Genomic DNA, 15,852 nt, shown 5'->3' with positions numbered 1-15,852 from the left:
AGCCCCCTTGGTAGGGGAGCTCGCCCGCCGCATCAAGCGTGGCGGGCCTTCACAAGGGGGCGCTGCCCGGTTGAACGACGATGCTCGATCCGGCGAAAGCGTCGCCGACCGGCTCCGCCCGGCCGCCGAGATGGCGGGCGAGGAAGGCCTCGGCGACGGCGTGGAAGGCCAGCCGGTTCTCCGGCCGGGCCAGCCAATGCCCCTCGTCCGGGAACAGCAGGTAGGTCGCCGGCAGGCCGCGCTCCCGCATGGCCGCGAAGATCCGGTCGGACTCGTCGCGATTGACCCGGACGTCGTTGGCGCCCTGCGCGATCAGCAGCGGCCGGCGGATCGCGTCCACCCGCGACAGCGGCGAACGCGCCCACAGGAACGCACGCCCGTCCTCCGTCGCCGGATCGCCGCCGACCCGCCGCAGCAGCACGGGGCGCCAGGACATCCAGTTGGGAGGAGCGGTTTCCAGCAAGGTGATCAGGTTGGCCGGGCCGACCAGATCGACCGCGCAGGCGAAGACCTCCGGGGTGAAGGTCAGCCCGGCCAGCGCCGCGTAGCCGCCGTAGCTGGCGCCGAAGATGGCGACCCGCGCCGGGTCGGCGATGCCCTCGGCGACGGCCCAGTCCACGGCGTCGATCAGGTCGTCGTGCATCGCCGCGCCCCATTCGCCGTCGGCGGCGTTGAGAAAGGCCTTGCCGAAGCCGGTGGAGCCCCGGAAATTGACGCTGAGCACGGCGTAGCCCCGGTCGGCCAGCCATTGGAGGATGGGGTGAAACCCCCAGGACTGCCGCCCCCAGGGGCCGCCATGGACGTGCAGCACCATGGGAAGCGGTTCGGCGGGGCGCCCCGCTGCGCGTTCCGCCACGCCCGACGGCAGGATCAGGCCGTTGACCAGGGGCAAGCCGTCGCGCGCTGTCATCCGCTCGATCCGCATCGGCGGCAGGCTGTGGGCCTGCAACGCCTCGCGTTGCGGGAACAGCTGGCGGAGCCGGCGGGACGGCCGGTCGAACAGCCAGTAATGCCCGCGCCCGTCGTCGCGGTCGGCGAAGACCGCCATGCGGGAGAGGTCGGTGCTGTGCCCGGCGATCCAGGGTTCGCCGCCGATCCGTTCGGCCAGCCACGCGTGGTCGGCGCCGAGTTCCGCATCGAAGAAGGTCCACGCGCGCCGGTCGGGTTCGGCGATGACGGCCAGCGGCGGGCCGCCGTCCGCATCGGGCCACAGGTCGATGACGTCGGCGGTCTCATGGGCGAACAGCAGGGTGCGGGCGCCGGTCCGCAGATCGAGGCTCTGGAGCGCCCGCGTGTCGCGGCCGGTCGAATCGAGGACGTGGACGAGCGTCTTGTCCCGCGTTCCGGCGAAGAGGGCGAAGCCCTCGGTATCCTCGTGCTCGACGCGGGCGAAGGGCGTCCAGCCGCCGTCCCCATCCCCGGCCCCGTCGCGGCGCAGCAGTTCCATCGTGCCGTCGCCGAGCATGCGGGCGGCGACGCGGGGGCGCAGGTCCAGGTCGTACCAGACGTTGGAGAACCCGAACTCGTTCCGCACCAGCTCCCGGCTTTCCCCGGTCCGCACGTCGACCAGGTGATTGTCGTACCAGCGCGGGTCGCGGGCGTTGTGCGCGACGATGGCCGCGTCGGGGTGCCGGGGGTTGCAGGTCTCCAGGGACATCTCGATCAGCCCGCTGGCGCCCGGCGGCGACAGGGCGCGCTCCGCGCCGGTCTCCCGGTCCACCGCGACCACCACCCAGTTCTCGTCGCCGTTCCGGTCGGCGAGGTAGAGGATGGTCCGGCTGTTGCCCGCCCAATGCAGCAGCCAGCCCGACGCGCCCCGCCCGGTCAGGGTGGTGAGCGGCCGCGCCGCCTCCGGCTCGTCCGCCGGGGCGATCCAGACGTTGCAGGCGCCTTGGTGGGGGCCGTGCCACGCCAGCCAGCGGCCGTCCGGGGACAGGCGGACGGTCGCGCGTTCCGGGACCCCGAACAGGGTGGCGCGGGGGATAAGGGGATGCTCGGCGGCCATGCGGGAACTCCGCTCGGGAGAGGACTCGCGAGGATGAACAACCGAGCGGTGTCCCGCCATGCGCGGCGATGACGCATGCGGGCAAGGGGGCGTCGGATAGGGGTTCCACCGCTGATCGGGAAAGCTTGCCGCGCAACAATCCTGCGTCGTGCTGTGCCCGCGCATGCCGTTTCTCTCGTTCCGCGTGGTGGGAAAGGCAAGCTTCCTCTGGCAAAGGCTGGGCCGGTCTGCTATTCACCGACACTCCTCATGCGCAACCCTTGCGCCTCTTTGCGCGACAGGATTTCTGGCGATGGAAAAGTTTACGGTTCTCTCCGGCGTCGCGGCGCCGCTGCCGATGATCAACATCGACACCGATATGATCATCCCCAAGCAGTTCCTGAAGACCATCAAGCGGACCGGTCTGGGCAAGCATCTGTTCGACGAGATGCGCTACACCACCGACGGTGGGGAGATCCCCGACTTCGTCCTCAACAAGCCGGCCTACCGCGGCGCCAAGATCCTCGTGGCGGGCGAGAATTTCGGCTGCGGCTCCTCGCGGGAGCACGCGCCGTGGGCGCTGGCCGATTTCGGCATCCGCTGCATCATCGCGCCCAGCTTCGCCGACATCTTCTACAACAACTGCTTCAAGAACGGCATCCTGCCGATCAAGCTGCCCAAGGAGCAGGTGGACCTGCTGCTCGACGACGCGTCGCGCGGGTCCAACGCCGTGGTCACGGTCGATCTGGAAAACCAGACGATCACCGGCCCGGACGGCGGCTCGATCACCTTCGAGCTGGATCCGTTCCGCAAGCACTGCCTGCTCAACGGCCTCGACGACATCGGCCTGACCCTCCAGAAGGTCGGCACCATCGACGCGTTCGAGGCCAAGCGCGGCGTCGAGCAGCCCTGGCTGGCCGCCTGACCGCCGGTCGTCCGCTCCGGTTCCGTTTTCGCCTGTTTCACGACGTCTGTATTTGGGAGTGCGTGCGCCATGCCCGCCAACAAGAAGCTTCTGTTCCTTCCCGGTGACGGCATCGGTCCGGAGGTCATGCGCCAGGTGCGCCGGGTCATCGACTGGATGGACCGCAAGCGCGGCATGACCTTCGACGTATCGGAAGGCTTGGTCGGCGGCGCGGCCATCGACGCCTACGGCGTGCCCCTGAACGACGCCACCCTGGCCGAGGCGATGGCGGCGGACGCCGTGCTGCTGGGCGCCGTGGGCGGCCCGAAATGGGACAACCCGACCGACTACACCAAGCGCCCGGAAGCCGGCCTGCTGGCGCTGCGCAAGGAACTCGGCCTGTTCGCCAACCTGCGCCCGGCGGTGGTGTTCGACGCGCTGGTCGACGCCTCGACCCTCAAGGCCGACGTCATCCGCGGCCTCGACATCCTGATCGTGCGCGAGCTGACCGGCGGCGTCTATTTCGGTGAGCCGCGCGGCATCACCGACATCGGCAACGGCGAGCGCCGCGGCGTGAACACCCAGGTCTACACGACCTCGGAAATCCGCCGCGTCGCCCGCGTGGCGTTCGAGCTGGCGCGCAAGCGCGGCAACAAGCTCCACTCGATGGAGAAGGCGAACGTCATGGAATCCGGCCTGCTGTGGCGCCAGGAAGTGACCAAGCTGCACGAGGAGGAGTTCTCGGACGTCGAGCTGCACCACATGTACGCCGACAACGGCGCCATGCAGCTGCTCAAGAACCCCAAGCAGTTCGACGTGATCGTCACCGACAACCTGTTCGGCGACATCCTGTCGGACGAGGCGGCGATGATGACCGGGTCGCTCGGCATGCTGCCCTCGGCCTCGCTGGGCGCGCCGGACGCCAACGGCAACCGCAAGGCGCTGTATGAGCCGGTGCACGGCTCCGCCCCGGACATCGCCGGCCGCGACCTCGCCAACCCCTGCGCGACGCTGCTGTCCTTCGCGATGTGCCTGCGCTACTCCTTCGGCATGGACACCGAGGCGGGGTTGATCGAAAAGGCCATCCAGAACGTGCTCGGCGGCGGCATGCGCACCGCCGACATCATGGCGCCGGGCATGGCCCGCTGCTCCACGACGGTGATGGGCGATTCGATCCTGCGCGAGTTGGACAAGGCCGCCGCTGTCTGACCGGCACGGCCATCGGAACGCGGGACTGAAGAAAACCCCCGCCCTCGAACGAGGGCGGGGGTTTTTCGTTTGGGCCGTGCGTTTCTGTCCCGGATCAGTCGGCGCCGTCCGGCCGGTCGGCCGGACGACCGCCGTGGCTCGCCTGCCCCCCCTTGCGCCCGGCTTCCGCCGCCAGCGAGGGGTTGCGGGAGAAGCTGCGCGAGGATGCGGGCACGCTGCGCCCGCCCTTGCGCCCAGCCTCGGCGGCGAGTTCCGGATTCTTGGAAAAGCTGCGCTTGTCGGCCGGAACGCTTTCACCGCCCTTGCTGGCGATCTGTCGTTGCCGGTCGGGGTCCATCGACGCGAACCCGCGCCCTGACGTGCTACGGCTGCTCTCTTTCGAGGCCATCTTCAACCTCCACCTTTGCCTTTTTTCGACAACCGGGCGGGGCGGAGGTTGGTTCCGGGGCGGGCGCAGAATCTCGGAGTCGCGGCGGGAAAAAGCGGCGGGGGGCGCTACCGGCCGGCGGAGTCCAGCGCCGCGATGGCCTCGCCGAGCGCGACCAGCCGGCGGGCGTTCTCGACGTGCAGGTTCTCCACCAGCTTGCCGTCCACCAGCACGACGCCCTTGCCCTGCGCCGCCGCCTCTCCATGGGCCTCGATGATGCGGCGCGCCTGGGCGATCTCGTCGGCGCTTGGCGCGAAGGCGTCGTTGCAGGCGGCGATGGTCTTGGGATGGATCAGCGTCTTGCCGTCGAAGCCCAACTCGCGGCCCTGGCGGCAGGAGAAGGCGAAGCCCTCGTCGTCGTTGAGGTCCAGATGCACCCCGTCGAGCACCGCCAATCCGTAGACCCGCGCGGCCAGCAGGCACAGCCCCAAGCTGGTGATCATCGGCAGCCGGTCGCGCGTGTGGGCGGCGTGCAGGTCCTTGGCAAGGTCCGAGGTGCCCAGCACCAGCCCGCCCAGCGCGGGCGAGGCCCCGGCGATCTCCCTGGCGTTCAGGACGCCGAGCGGGGTCTCCATCATGCACCAGATCCGCAGCGTCTCCGGCGCCCCGGCGGCGCGCAGCACCGCCTCGGCCTGGCGGACGCCGTCGGGGCTCTCCACCTTGGGTAGCAGCACGGCGTCGGCGCCGCTGGTGGCGGCCATGCGCAGGTCGTCGTAGCCCCAGGGGGAGCTCAGCCCGTTGGTGCGGACGATCAGTTCACGCCCGCCGTAGCCGCCGGCCGCGATGGCCTCGCGGATGGTGTCGCGCGCCGGGGCCTTGGCGTCCGGGGCGACGGCGTCCTCCAGGTCGAGGATCAGCCCGTCGGCGGGCAGGCTGCGCCCCTTCTCCAGCGCGCGGGCGTTCGACCCCGGCATGTAGAGGACGCTGCGGCGCGGGCGGACGGTCATGGCCATGGAAGATCCCCGGATGGAACAAACGGTCCGGGCAGCATTACCGCCGGCCTCCGGCGAAGTCCATGCGGCAGGGCACGCCGCGCGCGGCCGGCATGGCTGCCATGCGCCTTTCCAGCCGTCACCCGCAGGAGTCGATGGGTTTACCGCCCGCCACGGGTCGCATAGGCTTTCGCTCATGAAGACCGTCCTGACCATCCAATCGCACGTCGCTTACGGCTATGTCGGCAACCGGGCCGCGGTGTTTCCGCTGCAACGGCTGGGGATCGACGCCGTCGCCGTGAACACCGTCCAGTTCTCCAACCACACCGGCTACGGCGCCTGGACCGGGCAGGTCTTCACGGCCGAGCACATCGCCGACATCATCGACGGCATCGCCGCGCGCGACGCGCTGCCGCGCTGCGACGCGGTGCTGTCCGGCTACATGGGCGACGTCGGGCTGGGCGGGGTGATCGTCCAGGCGGCGGCGCGGGTCAAGGCGGCCAACCCCAAGGCGATCTACTGCTGCGATCCGGTGATGGGCGACGTCGGGCGCGGCTTCTTCGTGCGGCCCGGCCTGCCGGAGTTCATCAGGGACCACGCGGTCCCAGCCGCCGACCTGATGACCCCCAACCAATTCGAGCTGGAATACCTGACCGACCGCAAGGTCGCCACGCTGGATGACGCGCTGTCGGCCACGGCGTCGCTGCGCGCGCGCGGTCCGGGCTTGGTGCTGGTCACCAGCCTGACCCGGGACGAGGCGCCCGCCGACAGCATCGAGATGCTGGTGGACACCGCCGACGGGGCGTGGCTGGTGGCGACGCCGCGTCTGGCGCTGGACCCGGCGCCCAACGGGTCGGGCGACGCGGTGGCGGCGCTGTTCCTGGCCCATTACCTGAAGAACTTCGACCCCGCCGCCGCGCTGGAGCAGGCGTCCGCCGCCATTTACGCCATCTTCGAGACCACCGGCCGGATGGGCACGCGCGAGCTTCAGCTGATCGCCGCGCAGGACGACTTCGTCAACCCGCCCCGGCGCTTCGCGGCGACCCGCCTACGCTGAGGGGGCATTCCCCGCCACCGGCCCGCCTCCGTTCAGCACGCGGGCGGCGGGAAGGTGCAGGGTCATGGCCGTGCCGGCGCCGAGCACGCTGCGGCAGCTCAGCGTCCCGCCGTGCAAATCCATGAAGTTCTTGGAGATCGACAGGCCGAGCCCGGTCCCCTCGTAGCGCCGGCTGGCCGAATTCTCCGCCTGGCGGAAGGGCTGGAACAGCTCGCCCATGAACTCCGCCGGGATGCCGATGCCAGTGTCGGCCACCGTCAGCCGGAAGCCGCCTGCCGCGTCGGACTCGGCCGTGATGGTGACGCTGCCGCCGCGCGGCGTGAACTTCACCGCGTTGGACAGCAGGTTCAGAATCACCTGCTTGAAGGCCCGGCGGTCCACCCACAGCGTCGCGGCGATGCCGGCCGTGCCGTCGCGCACCTCCACCCCGCCGCTGGCGGCGCGGTCGCGCAGCATGATCAGGCATTGGCCCAGCGCCTCGTGCAGTTCCACCGCCTCCTCGTGCAGTTCGTACTGGCCGGCGTCGACCTTCGACATGTCGAGCACGGCGTTGACGATCTCCAGCAGATGCTCGCCGCTGTCGTGGATGTCCCGCGCGCAGGCCATCTGCCGGTCGTCCAGCGCGCCGAAGAACTCGCTGGTCAGGATTTCCGCGAAGCCGATGATGGCGTTCAGCGGGGTGCGCAGCTCGTGGCTCATGTTCGCCAGGAACTCGCTCTTGGCGCGGTTGGCGAGTTCGGCCTGGGTCTTGGAGGCCACCAGCTCGGCCTCCTGTTGCTTGCGGCGGGTCATGTCGCGGATCACGCCGACGAAGACGCGCTGGGCGTCCGCTGGTGCCTCCGCCTTCGCGTCCGACCGCCGGCCCAGCCGCAACTCGCTGACCGTGAAGCCGACCGGGAAGGCGTGGCCGTCGTGGCGACGGGCCATCAGGTCGCGGTCGTCGGCGTGGCCGCCGCCCTCGGGGATCAGCGCGTCGATCGGCTGGCCGACCATGGCGGTCTCCGCCACGCCGAACATGCTCTCGGCCGCGCGGTTGAAGGTGGCGATGCGGCCGGAATCGTCGAAGGTCACCACCGCGTCCAGCATCGAATCGAGGATGCCCCGGATGCGGCGCGACGCGGCCGCCAGCCGGGCCTGGTCCTGCTCGCGCCGCACGTGCTGGCGGACGACGAAGGCGGTCAGCAGGGTGATGGCCAGCGTCATCGCGGCGCCGATGGCGGTCCACGCCGCTGTGTCCCGCCGCCAATCGGCCAGCGCGTCGGCGGAGGGCAGGGAGGCCGCCACGACCAGCGGGTAGCCCTGGACCCGCCGCACGCTGATCAGGTTTTCCGGACCATCGGGGGCGGCGTCGCGGATGGTGGCCTCGCTGTGCCCCTCCAGCGCCCGCGCCACCGCCGGCCATTGCGACAGCGTGAGCAGAGGATCGCGATGGGTCGGTCGGGGGCGCTCCAGCAGCACGGGGCCGTCGGCCAGCGCCAGGACGACGCTGCCCTCCTGGTCGATGCGCATCGATTCCAGCGTGGTGGCCAGCCGGGACGGATCGACCATGGCGACGACGGCGCCGCCGAACGCCTCGCCGCCGGTCTCCGCCGGCACGGACCAGCGCCGGCTGAACGGAATCACCTGGGTGCCCTGCACGACCCGGCTCGTCGTGATGCCCCCGATGTGGAGGCGGCCTTCCAACCCGGCCCGCTCGTCGCGCGGCGCCGTGAAGAAACCGCGATCGGTCAAGCGGAAGGGAGGGACCGGCGTGTCGGCGGTGTGGTGCAGCACCTCGCCGTCACGGCCGACCACCACCAGCCCAGCGACCTGCGGGAAGGCGTTGCGGCGCTGGACCAGATGCTCGTGGATGGCGGGGCTGTCGGGCAGCCGTCCTTCCGCGTGGGTGTTCAGCGCGAAGGCCAGATCCGCCAGGAGCTGGTCGACCGCGAAGACGGTGCGCAGCGCCTGCGCCTCCAGCATGCGGGCGAGGTCGCGGGTGGCGCGTTCCCCGGCGTCGAGCGCCTCGTGGCGGCGCTGGACGATGCCGTAGCCGATCAGCCCGTTGACGACGAGGACGAAGGCCAGCCCCGATGCCATCATCAGGTAGCGCACCGACCCCAGCATGCCGCCCGTCGTTTCCGATGGCGGCCCTGATGGCGGGGCAGGCGCGCGAAGCGGTGCGTCGGTCGGACCGGAGGCGTCCATCGGCGTCGAGGTTCCCCCAAGTCGGCATGCAGGGCGTACGAACGGAAACCTTCAATAAAGGAGCGGCGCGCGCAGGGAAAGCTTAACCTTATCGATTGAGGGGCATAGCAGCCGTCCGGCCCGTCCCGAGACGCCCGGCGTTGCCCCGCGTGCCGCCATCCGCTAGGTAAGGGGGTGTTCCCAGCCGAAGGCCGCGCGACTCTCATGACCGAAGGACCGCTTTCGCTCTACCGTGCCCGCCGTGGCCAGGGCACGATCCGCCCCGATCCGGACCAGGCGCTGGCCGCCGAGAAGTTCCAGAGCCTCTACCAGGCTTTGAAGGGCTACCGCCCGCAGCCGGCGGGGGAGGCGAAGGCGTCGGCGGGCGGCTGGCTCGACCGCTTCGGGCTGGGGCGCTTGCGGGCATCGCCGCCGCCCGACGTGGCGTCGACCGCGCCGCAGGGGCTCTACCTCTACGGCGGGGTGGGGCGGGGCAAATCCATGCTGATGGATCTGTTCTTCGAGACCGCTCCCGTGGAGCACAAGCGCCGCGTCCATTTCCACGAGTTCATGCTGGAGGTCCACCAGCGCATCCACGATCACCGCCAGTCGGGCAAGGTCAAGGCCGGCGGCGCCGACGACAGCCTGCCCGAACTGGCCCGCGCGCTGGCCGGGGAGGCGTGGCTGCTCTGCTTCGACGAGTTCCACGTCACCAACGTCGTGGACGCGATGATCCTGGGCCGGCTGTTCACCCACCTGTTCGACCTGGGCGTGGTGGTGGTGGCGACGTCGAACTGGCCGCCGGACATGCTCTACAAGGACGGCCTGCAGCGCGACCTGTTCCTGCCCTTCATCGCGCTGCTCAAGGAGAAGCTGGACGTCCTGTCGCTGGACGGCCCCACCGACTACCGGCTGGACCGGATGAGGGGCATGCCGATCTACCACCACCCGCTGGGGCCGGCGTCGGACGCGGCGATGAAGGAGGCCTTCGCGGCGCTGACCGGCGGGGCGGCCGGGGAGGCGACGCATCTGCTGGTGCAGGGCCGCCGGGTCGAGATCGAGCGCGCGGCCAAGGGCGTCGCCTGGGTCGATTTCTGGGATCTCTGCGGCAAGCCCTTCGGCGCCGCCGATTACCTGGCGATCGCCACGCATTTCCAGACCGTGCTGATCGACGATGTGCCGACGATGAAGGACGATCTGCGCAACGAGGCCAAGCGCTTCATGACGCTGATCGACGCGCTGTACGAGCACAAGGTCAACATCGTGGTCGCCGCCGCCGGTCCGCCGGAACGGCTCTACCCGGAGGGGACTCACGCTTTCGAGTTCGAACGCACGGTCAGCCGCTTGATGGAAATGCAGAGCGAGGACTATCTGAAAAGCCCTCACCTGCCATGAAGCTGCAATGTAAGGGTGATAGGCTGCGGCGAGGTGTCAGCCGCCGCGCGCGGTGCGCTGTGTCTTCGGTCATAGGTGGTGGCCCGCGCGTTCAGGACATTTGCACACCCCCGCATCATGCTCCATAAACGAGGGCGTTGCCGCTGGGAGCGTCGGCTTTGCGTATTCTGATCGTTGACGATTCACCGCATCATCAGAACATGATGGTGTACGAGCTGAACAAGCTCGGCTACAGCACGAGTCTGGCGGTCAACGGTGCCGAGGCCATGGAGGCCGTGGCGCGCGAGCGGTTCGACGTGGTCATGGCCGACATCAAGCTCAAGGACATGACCGGCCTGGAACTGTGCTGGCATCTGCGCACCGCCCAGGGGTTGCGCCACCTCTACCTGATCCTGATGATCCCCGGCAGCATGACCGAGCAGTTCCACGAGCTGGTGGAGGCCGGGGCCGACGAGTTCCTGCGCAAGCCGCTGGACTGGAAATGGACGGCGGCCCGCCTGCTGGCCGCGTCGCGCGTCGTCGCCATGCAGCGTGACCTCGAACGGCTGGCGACCACCGACGCGCTGACCGGCGCGCTCAATCGCCGCCGCTTCCTGGAAAGGGGGGCTGAAGAGTTCACCCGCTCGCGACGATACGAGCGGCCGCTGTCGGTGGTGATGCTGGACATCGACCACTTCAAGCGGGTCAACGACACTCACGGCCACGCCACCGGCGACGAGGCCATCCGCATGACGGTTCGCTGCTGCAAGAGCGCGCTGCGCGGCTGCGACCTGATCGGCCGGCTGGGCGGTGAGGAGTTCGCCGTGGTCATGCCGGAAACCCCGCCGGTCAACGCCTTCACCGCCGCCCAGCGGGTTCGCGAACGCATCGCCGAGACCGCCCTGCCGCTGGAGGCCGGCGGCGAGCTGCGGCTGACGGTCAGCATCGGTCTGGCCTGGATGGCGGCGGCCGACCGCGACATCGAACAATTGCTGGCCCGCGCCGACGCCGCGCTCTACCGCGCCAAGCACGGCGGCCGCAACCGGGTGGAGATGGAGCCGCAGATCGCCCTGCCGAAATCTTTGGCGGGCTGACGGGACCTCAGCGCAGCCGTTCGGACAGGAAGCGGTCGAGGTCGGCCTGAACCGCCCGCGCGGCGTCCGGGTTGCCGCCGACCGTGGCGCCGAATCCGGTGGCGCTGTGCCGGTTCAGCGCGCGCGGCAGATAGGTCAGCGGCCGGTCCAGATTGTCGAAGGAATGCGCGGTGTCCGGGTAGACGTGAAGGTCGACCGGCGGCGTCGCCCGGCGGTTGGCCGCCAAGGCCCGGCAATCGTCCGTCGGCGTCCAGTCGTCGTCGGCCCCCACCGCGATGAAGGTGGGGACCGACCGCGCGCTGTCCCGGCGTTCGCGGGCTCCGCAGGGCGGGTACAGGGCCAAGGCCGCTTGGAAGCGCGGCGCCTGGGCCGCTCGTTTATCCAGCCGGAACGAGGATGTGACGTCCAGCGCGATCCCTCCGCCATGGGAGAAGCCCATGACCAGGATCGAGTCGCGCCGGATGGTCGGCTGGCGGGCCAGATGCTCCAGCGCGCCGAACGCGTCGGCGGCGCGCATCTTCCAGGTGACCAGACCGCTCGTGTTGCAGATTTCCTTGACGTGGCGGGAGCCGAAGCTGTCCACCGCCAGTGTGACGAAGCCCCGCTCGGTGAAAAAGCGTTGCCACAACGCGGTGTTGGGACGAAGCCCGCCGCAGCCGTGGAGCAGGACCACGGCCGGAAACGGCCCCGGCCCGTCCGGCGTGCTGAGGATTCCCGCCAGCGCCAGCCGCTCGGCCGATCCAAGATTGGCCGCGCTGTCGATGGTGACGGCGGTGGTTTCAGCCGCCCGGCCAAGCGACGGCGACGCCAGGAGGAGAAAGGCGGTCAGAACGGCTTTCGGGAGACGCAAGGCTTGTTCCTTTCGAAGCATCCTCGCTTGCACAGGCTGTCAGCATAGGATGCCCGAACGAAGGCCGCCGCAACAAAATGCGATGTTGGCAAGGGTTTCACAACCCTGCCGGAACCCGCCGGGTGTCGGCCGTTCGCGTGGTCTCCTGATCGATCAGGGGTTGCAGGGCCGGGGCGATGCTTTTCAGCAACTGGGCGGGCAGGGCGCTGGTGAAGCGGTAGTTGTCGGCTTCCGGCCCGTGCACGAAGGCCGTCATCGTCCCAAAGAAACGGTCGCCGATGTAGAAGGCAAAGGTCGCGGTGCGGTTCACCGCCTTCGATTCCAGCAGCACGCCGCCCGGCCCCCAGCGGTCCAGCCGGTGGTCGCCGGTGCCGGTCTTGCCGCCCATCGGGATCGGCGCGCCGTTGGCGTCCTTGAACACCCCCCAGACGCGCTTGGCCGTCCCGTTCTGCGCCACGTCCATCAGGGCGCGGCGGACCGTGGCGCAGACCTCCGGGCGCAGCACCCGCTTGCCCTCCAGCGGCCCCAGCCCGAGCTTCGCCTCGTAGGGGGTGTCGGCGGCGAAGTGCAGCGCCTTCACCCGCACGGTCGGCTGGCGCACGCCGTCGTTCAGCACCAGCCCGACCAGCTCCGCCAGCGCCGCCGGGCGGTCGGCCGAGCTGCCGATGGCGGTCGCCAGCGACGGGACCAGCGTCTCGAACGGGTAGCCGACGCTGCGCCACTGCTCGGTGATGCGCTGGAAGGCCTCCTCCTCCAGCCCGATGCGGATGCGGGTGTTCTGCGCCGCCTTTCCCTTCTTGAACAGCCACCGGTAGCTGTCCTGGCGCACCTGGGCGCTGGCCTCCAGAACCTCGGCGCGCTTGGCGTCGGGGTGCTTCTGGAGATGCGCCACCAGCCACAGCTCCAGCGGGTGGACGCGGGCGAGGTAGCCGAGGTCGTTCAGCGGGAACTTGTCCGGCCCGTATTTCGAATAGAGGATTCCGATCTCGCGGTCGTCGAGCTTGGCGCCGGCCGGCTGCGCCCGCAGGAAGGCGGCGAACTCGGCCAGCCCGGCGGTGGGACGGGTGTTGCGGAAGATCACCGCCAGCCGGTGCGGCACCGGGCGCGAGCGGCTTGCGAGCCGGGCCAGCGCCTCGTCGGGGGTGCGCTTGCGGTAGTCGTTGTAGAAGCGGTTGAGGAAGTCCGTCCCCTCCTTGTCGGCGAAGCGGGCGAGGTAGGCCTGCCGCGCCGGGTGGTCGGGGTCGTCCAGGATGTCGTGGCTGTCGTCGCCGCCATCGGCCATGTAGAACTGCACGACGTCGCGCATCAGCCGGATGAAGGGCAGGTTGACGCTGTTCCGCAACGCCTCCTGGATCGTCATGATCCGGCCGTTGTCATCCTTGTTGAAGTTCACGAAGGCGTGCTGCCCGCCGCCGGTAAAGAAGGTTTCGCCGGGGTTGGCGGAGTAGCGCCGCTCCATCGCCGCGCCCAGCATGGCCGGCAGGCCCCGGTCCGGCGCCGCCGCCAGCCACTCCGCCGACCAGCGGGTCAGGTTGTCCGACGCCTCCTCGGCCACGTCGGCAAGGAATTCGCGGGGCAGATGGGCGTAGCGCCCGTGCAGTTCGGCGACGATCTCCAGATAGGTGACCAGCGTGCGCAGCTTGGCGGTGGAGCCGAGGTCGAGCTTCGCCCCCTCGTTGATGTCGAGCGGCTGGTCGAGGTTGTCGGCCTGGACGCGTAGGTAGTTGGCCTCCGGCCCGCGCTCGTAGAGCGTGACGGAGTAGACGATCTTCGACAGGTCGCTGGTGCGGGCGTCGAGCAGCCGCTCGCCGGTCAGCCCCAGCGACTGGGCGTAGGCGGGATCGTTCAGCTTTCCCAGCACCTCGACCACCCGCTGCTGCGCCGGCGCGTCGAGCGTCGATTGCGCGGTCAGGTCGAGCCGGTCGAGCTGGTAGAGGCTGGGCACGGTCAGCATCGACAGCAGCCGGGCGCGGATGGCGTTGGTCGCCTTCTGCTCGACGAAGGAGGTCGCGGGGGCGGAGGGTGGATCCTCGGCGAAGCTCAGCGGCAGGGCGAGCGCCGCGTCGCGCAGCGGCTCGTCGATGACGCCGGCTGCCGCCAGCACGCGCAGATGGCTGTCGGCCAGCCGGTCGAGCGCCGCGCGGTCCTGGATCAGGTAATGGGAGGGCCGCCGCTGGGCCAGCAGCAGGGCGAGGACCTGCTTGTAGGCCAGCGCCTTCAGCTTCAGGGCGCGCGCGTCGGTCGCCGGTTCGCCGAGGACCCGCTCGGCGATGGCGAGGTCGGTGCCGAACCACGCCCACAGCCCGTCGCCCAGCCCGTTGACCTCGCCGAAGCCGGCCCGCGCGGTCAGCGGCGTCGAGTTCAGGTAATCGACCAGGATGCGGCGGCGGGCCTGGGTCGTGTCCTCACCGTCGCGGTAGGCGCGGATGCTGGCCGACGCCATCTGGCGCAGCTTCTCCAGCCCGCCGGTGGTCTGGCCGTCTGGGGAATGGCGGTACTTCTCGGTCTGAGTCGCCAGCGTCGAGCCGCCGGGCGAGCGCTGACCCGGCCGGATCACCTGGAGCGGCAGCATGGCGACGGCGCCGAGGAAGCGCTCCCATTCCACCGCCGGGTTGCGGCGGGGCTCGTCGGCGTTCAGCAACTCGCGGTTCTCGATGAACAGCAAGGTGTCGGCCACCAGCGGCGGCACGTCCTCGAAGCGGGCGAAGACGCGCTCCGGGTAGCGCGCGGAATACATCGTGTGGCCGTTGCGGTCGAGCAGGGTCAGCCCGGCCTGGGTCTTCTCGCGGTAGATCGGGAAGCCGCCCCCGGCCATGAAGCGGTCGAGCGCCGGGGACAGCACCGCCTGCGCCTCGACGCTGTAGAGGTCGCCGGTCAGGGCCTTGAGCTGGTCGGGCAGGGCGGAATAGCCGAAACGCTCGTTGTAGGGTCCCTGCGCGGGGTAGCGGGCGGCCGGGTTCGGACCTTCCTTCAGTGTGACGGTCATGCTCTGGGCGTAGGCCGAGAGCAGGCGGGCCTGGAGCCGCGACGTGCGCATCTCCTCCCGCGCGGCGAATCCGACCCCGGCGGCGGTCGCCAGCAGCGCCGCCCCGATCACCGTCCGCTTAGCCCACACCTTAGCGCCAGCCTGCGCCATGCCGTTTCCGCACCTCTTGCCGTTCGGACGGAGCCGTCTAGTGCTCCGAGGATAACGCGGGACGGTAATGGGTTCGTGGTAAAGAAAGGTTAACGGGCTGGCCGCCACCCCACAGCTTCGGCCCAGGCCCGCGACCGGTCGCGGTAGGCGGCGAAATCGGCTGGCGGACGACCGCCTTCGGCCATGACCGCCTCCTGCTGACGCTGCCGGTCTTCCTGGAAAGGCGGCAAGCCGAGGACCGCCCGGCGCCGGTCTACCCCGGCGGGGTCGGCCAGATCGCAGGACAGTTCTCCGTCGGCGGTCCAGTCCAACACGACGCCGTGGATCTGCGGCTTGCCCTCGTTGAAGAGGACACGGTCGGCGAGGAAGGCGGGTTGCTTGGATGGAACGTCGCCCTTGTCGGCTGCCGCGCGCATCAGGGCGAGGAATTTCCGCTGCAAGCCGGGGGTGACGTTGGCGTGCTGGGCGATGCGCCACGCCATGCGGGAGCCCTCCAGCCCGACCAGCGACAGGCCCGGCCAGCCATGGCGTTCGGCGATGGCATCGAGCGCTTCGGCGTTTTCCCGATGCACCGCCTGCATGGCGTCGTCGTACCGGCCGTAGAGGCTGCCTTCGGCCAGCAGCCTTTGGCGGGTTTGGTCGTCCCGCTTCAGGAGGGCGGCGAGTTCGTTCAGCACGGCGGTGTTCATCGTCGGCCCTCCCAACACGCTTGCCTCTGA

Annotated in this window: 12 protein-coding genes; 5 read left to right on the top strand and 7 right to left on the bottom strand. The window is 70.0% G+C overall.

Going from position 1 to position 15,852, the window contains the following annotated elements:
- Positions 1-49 precede the first annotated feature (49 nt).
- The gene (locus EJ913_RS01075) at positions 50-2,005 is read right to left on the bottom strand and encodes a S9 family peptidase (protein WP_126994000.1); all 1,956 of its coding nucleotides are present in this window, start codon (positions 2,003-2,005) and stop codon (positions 50-52) included.
- A gap of 292 nt (positions 2,006-2,297) precedes the next feature.
- On the opposite strand from EJ913_RS01075, the gene leuD reads away from it, so the two are divergent.
- Together leuD and leuB are read left to right on the top strand one after the other, a co-directional pair.
- A complete protein-coding gene (gene leuD / locus EJ913_RS01070; RefSeq protein ID WP_126993998.1) occupies positions 2,298-2,909 on the top strand; it encodes a 3-isopropylmalate dehydratase small subunit in 612 nt (203 codons plus the stop codon).
- A gap of 69 nt (positions 2,910-2,978) precedes the next feature.
- The gene (gene leuB, locus EJ913_RS01065) at positions 2,979-4,097 is read left to right on the top strand and encodes a 3-isopropylmalate dehydrogenase (RefSeq protein WP_126993996.1); all 1,119 of its coding nucleotides are present in this window, start codon (positions 2,979-2,981) and stop codon (positions 4,095-4,097) included.
- A gap of 94 nt (positions 4,098-4,191) precedes the next feature.
- Here leuB and EJ913_RS01060 read toward each other — a convergent pair whose 3' ends face one another.
- Both EJ913_RS01060 and EJ913_RS01055 read right to left on the bottom strand, forming a co-directional pair.
- Positions 4,192-4,485, bottom strand: a complete 294-nt coding sequence (locus tag EJ913_RS01060) for a con-10 family general stress protein (RefSeq protein ID WP_126993994.1) — start codon at positions 4,483-4,485, stop codon at positions 4,192-4,194.
- Between the two features lie 107 nt (positions 4,486-4,592).
- The gene (locus EJ913_RS01055; protein ID WP_126993992.1) at positions 4,593-5,477 is read right to left on the bottom strand and encodes an HpcH/HpaI aldolase/citrate lyase family protein; all 885 of its coding nucleotides are present in this window, start codon (positions 5,475-5,477) and stop codon (positions 4,593-4,595) included.
- A 175-nt stretch (positions 5,478-5,652) separates the two neighbouring features.
- Here EJ913_RS01055 and pdxY point away from each other — a divergent pair, with 175 nt between their 5' ends.
- The gene (gene pdxY / locus EJ913_RS01050) at positions 5,653-6,513 is read left to right on the top strand and encodes a pyridoxal kinase PdxY (protein ID WP_126993990.1); all 861 of its coding nucleotides are present in this window, start codon (positions 5,653-5,655) and stop codon (positions 6,511-6,513) included.
- Here pdxY and EJ913_RS01045 read toward each other — a convergent pair.
- Entirely contained in the window at positions 6,505-8,619 is a 2,115-nt protein-coding gene (locus tag EJ913_RS01045; protein WP_238519404.1) for a sensor histidine kinase, read from the bottom strand. The two genes, pdxY and EJ913_RS01045, sit on opposite strands and share 9 nt — an antisense overlap.
- Before the next feature lie 285 nt (positions 8,620-8,904).
- Here EJ913_RS01045 and zapE point away from each other — a divergent pair, with 285 nt between their 5' ends.
- On the top strand, positions 8,905-10,074 hold the full coding sequence (gene zapE, locus EJ913_RS01040) for a cell division protein ZapE (protein ID WP_126993986.1): 1,170 nt from the start codon (positions 8,905-8,907) through the stop codon (positions 10,072-10,074).
- Between the two features lie 137 nt (positions 10,075-10,211).
- Positions 10,212-11,147: a GGDEF domain-containing response regulator gene (locus tag EJ913_RS01035; protein WP_342353701.1), complete on the top strand. Its 936-nt coding sequence runs from the start codon at positions 10,212-10,214 to the stop codon at positions 11,145-11,147.
- 7 nt (positions 11,148-11,154) lie between these two features.
- Here EJ913_RS01035 and EJ913_RS01030 read toward each other — a convergent pair whose 3' ends face one another.
- The 3 genes from EJ913_RS01030 to EJ913_RS01020 all read right to left on the bottom strand — a co-directional run bounded on the left by EJ913_RS01030 (position 11,155) and on the right by EJ913_RS01020 (position 15,822).
- Positions 11,155-11,997 (bottom strand): dienelactone hydrolase family protein, encoded by an 843-nt coding sequence (locus tag EJ913_RS01030; RefSeq protein ID WP_185909639.1) that lies wholly within the window; start codon positions 11,995-11,997, stop codon positions 11,155-11,157.
- A gap of 97 nt (positions 11,998-12,094) precedes the next feature.
- Entirely contained in the window at positions 12,095-15,133 is a 3,039-nt protein-coding gene (locus EJ913_RS01025) for a transglycosylase domain-containing protein (protein WP_126993981.1), read from the bottom strand.
- Positions 15,134-15,222: 89 nt separating this feature from the next.
- Positions 15,223-15,822, bottom strand: coding sequence for a DUF6624 domain-containing protein (locus EJ913_RS01020; RefSeq protein ID WP_126993979.1), 600 nt, complete (start codon positions 15,820-15,822; stop codon positions 15,223-15,225).
- Between the last annotated feature and the right edge of the window lie 30 nt (positions 15,823-15,852).

Origin of the sequence: Azospirillum doebereinerae, assembly GCF_003989665.1 — a bacterium.
In the GTDB taxonomy this organism is placed as follows: Bacteria; Pseudomonadota; Alphaproteobacteria; order Azospirillales; family Azospirillaceae; genus Azospirillum; species Azospirillum doebereinerae.
Note: the sequence above shows the minus strand (reverse complement) of the source record. Positions and strands in the feature narration are given on the sequence as shown.

Bases quoted from the DNA above. Each gene is read 5' to 3' on its own strand.
- EJ913_RS01075 (WP_126994000.1), bottom strand. From the start codon at position 2,005: ATGGCCGCCGAGCATCCCCTTATCCCCCGCGCCACCCTGTTCGGGGTC.
- pdxY (WP_126993990.1), top strand. From the start codon at position 5,653: ATGAAGACCGTCCTGACCATCCAATCGCACGTCGCTTACGGCTATGTC.
- EJ913_RS01060 (WP_126993994.1), bottom strand. From the start codon at position 4,485: ATGGCCTCGAAAGAGAGCAGCCGTAGCACGTCAGGGCGCGGGTTCGCG.
- EJ913_RS01045 (WP_238519404.1), bottom strand. From the start codon at position 8,619: ATGCTGGGGTCGGTGCGCTACCTGATGATGGCATCGGGGCTGGCCTTC.
- EJ913_RS01020 (WP_126993979.1), bottom strand. From the start codon at position 15,822: ATGAACACCGCCGTGCTGAACGAACTCGCCGCCCTCCTGAAGCGGGAC.
- leuD (WP_126993998.1), top strand. From the start codon at position 2,298: ATGGAAAAGTTTACGGTTCTCTCCGGCGTCGCGGCGCCGCTGCCGATG.
- EJ913_RS01055 (WP_126993992.1), bottom strand. From the start codon at position 5,477: ATGGCCATGACCGTCCGCCCGCGCCGCAGCGTCCTCTACATGCCGGGG.
- leuB (WP_126993996.1), top strand. From the start codon at position 2,979: ATGCCCGCCAACAAGAAGCTTCTGTTCCTTCCCGGTGACGGCATCGGT.
- zapE (WP_126993986.1), top strand. From the start codon at position 8,905: ATGACCGAAGGACCGCTTTCGCTCTACCGTGCCCGCCGTGGCCAGGGC.
- EJ913_RS01025 (WP_126993981.1), bottom strand. From the start codon at position 15,133: ATGGCGCAGGCTGGCGCTAAGGTGTGGGCTAAGCGGACGGTGATCGGG.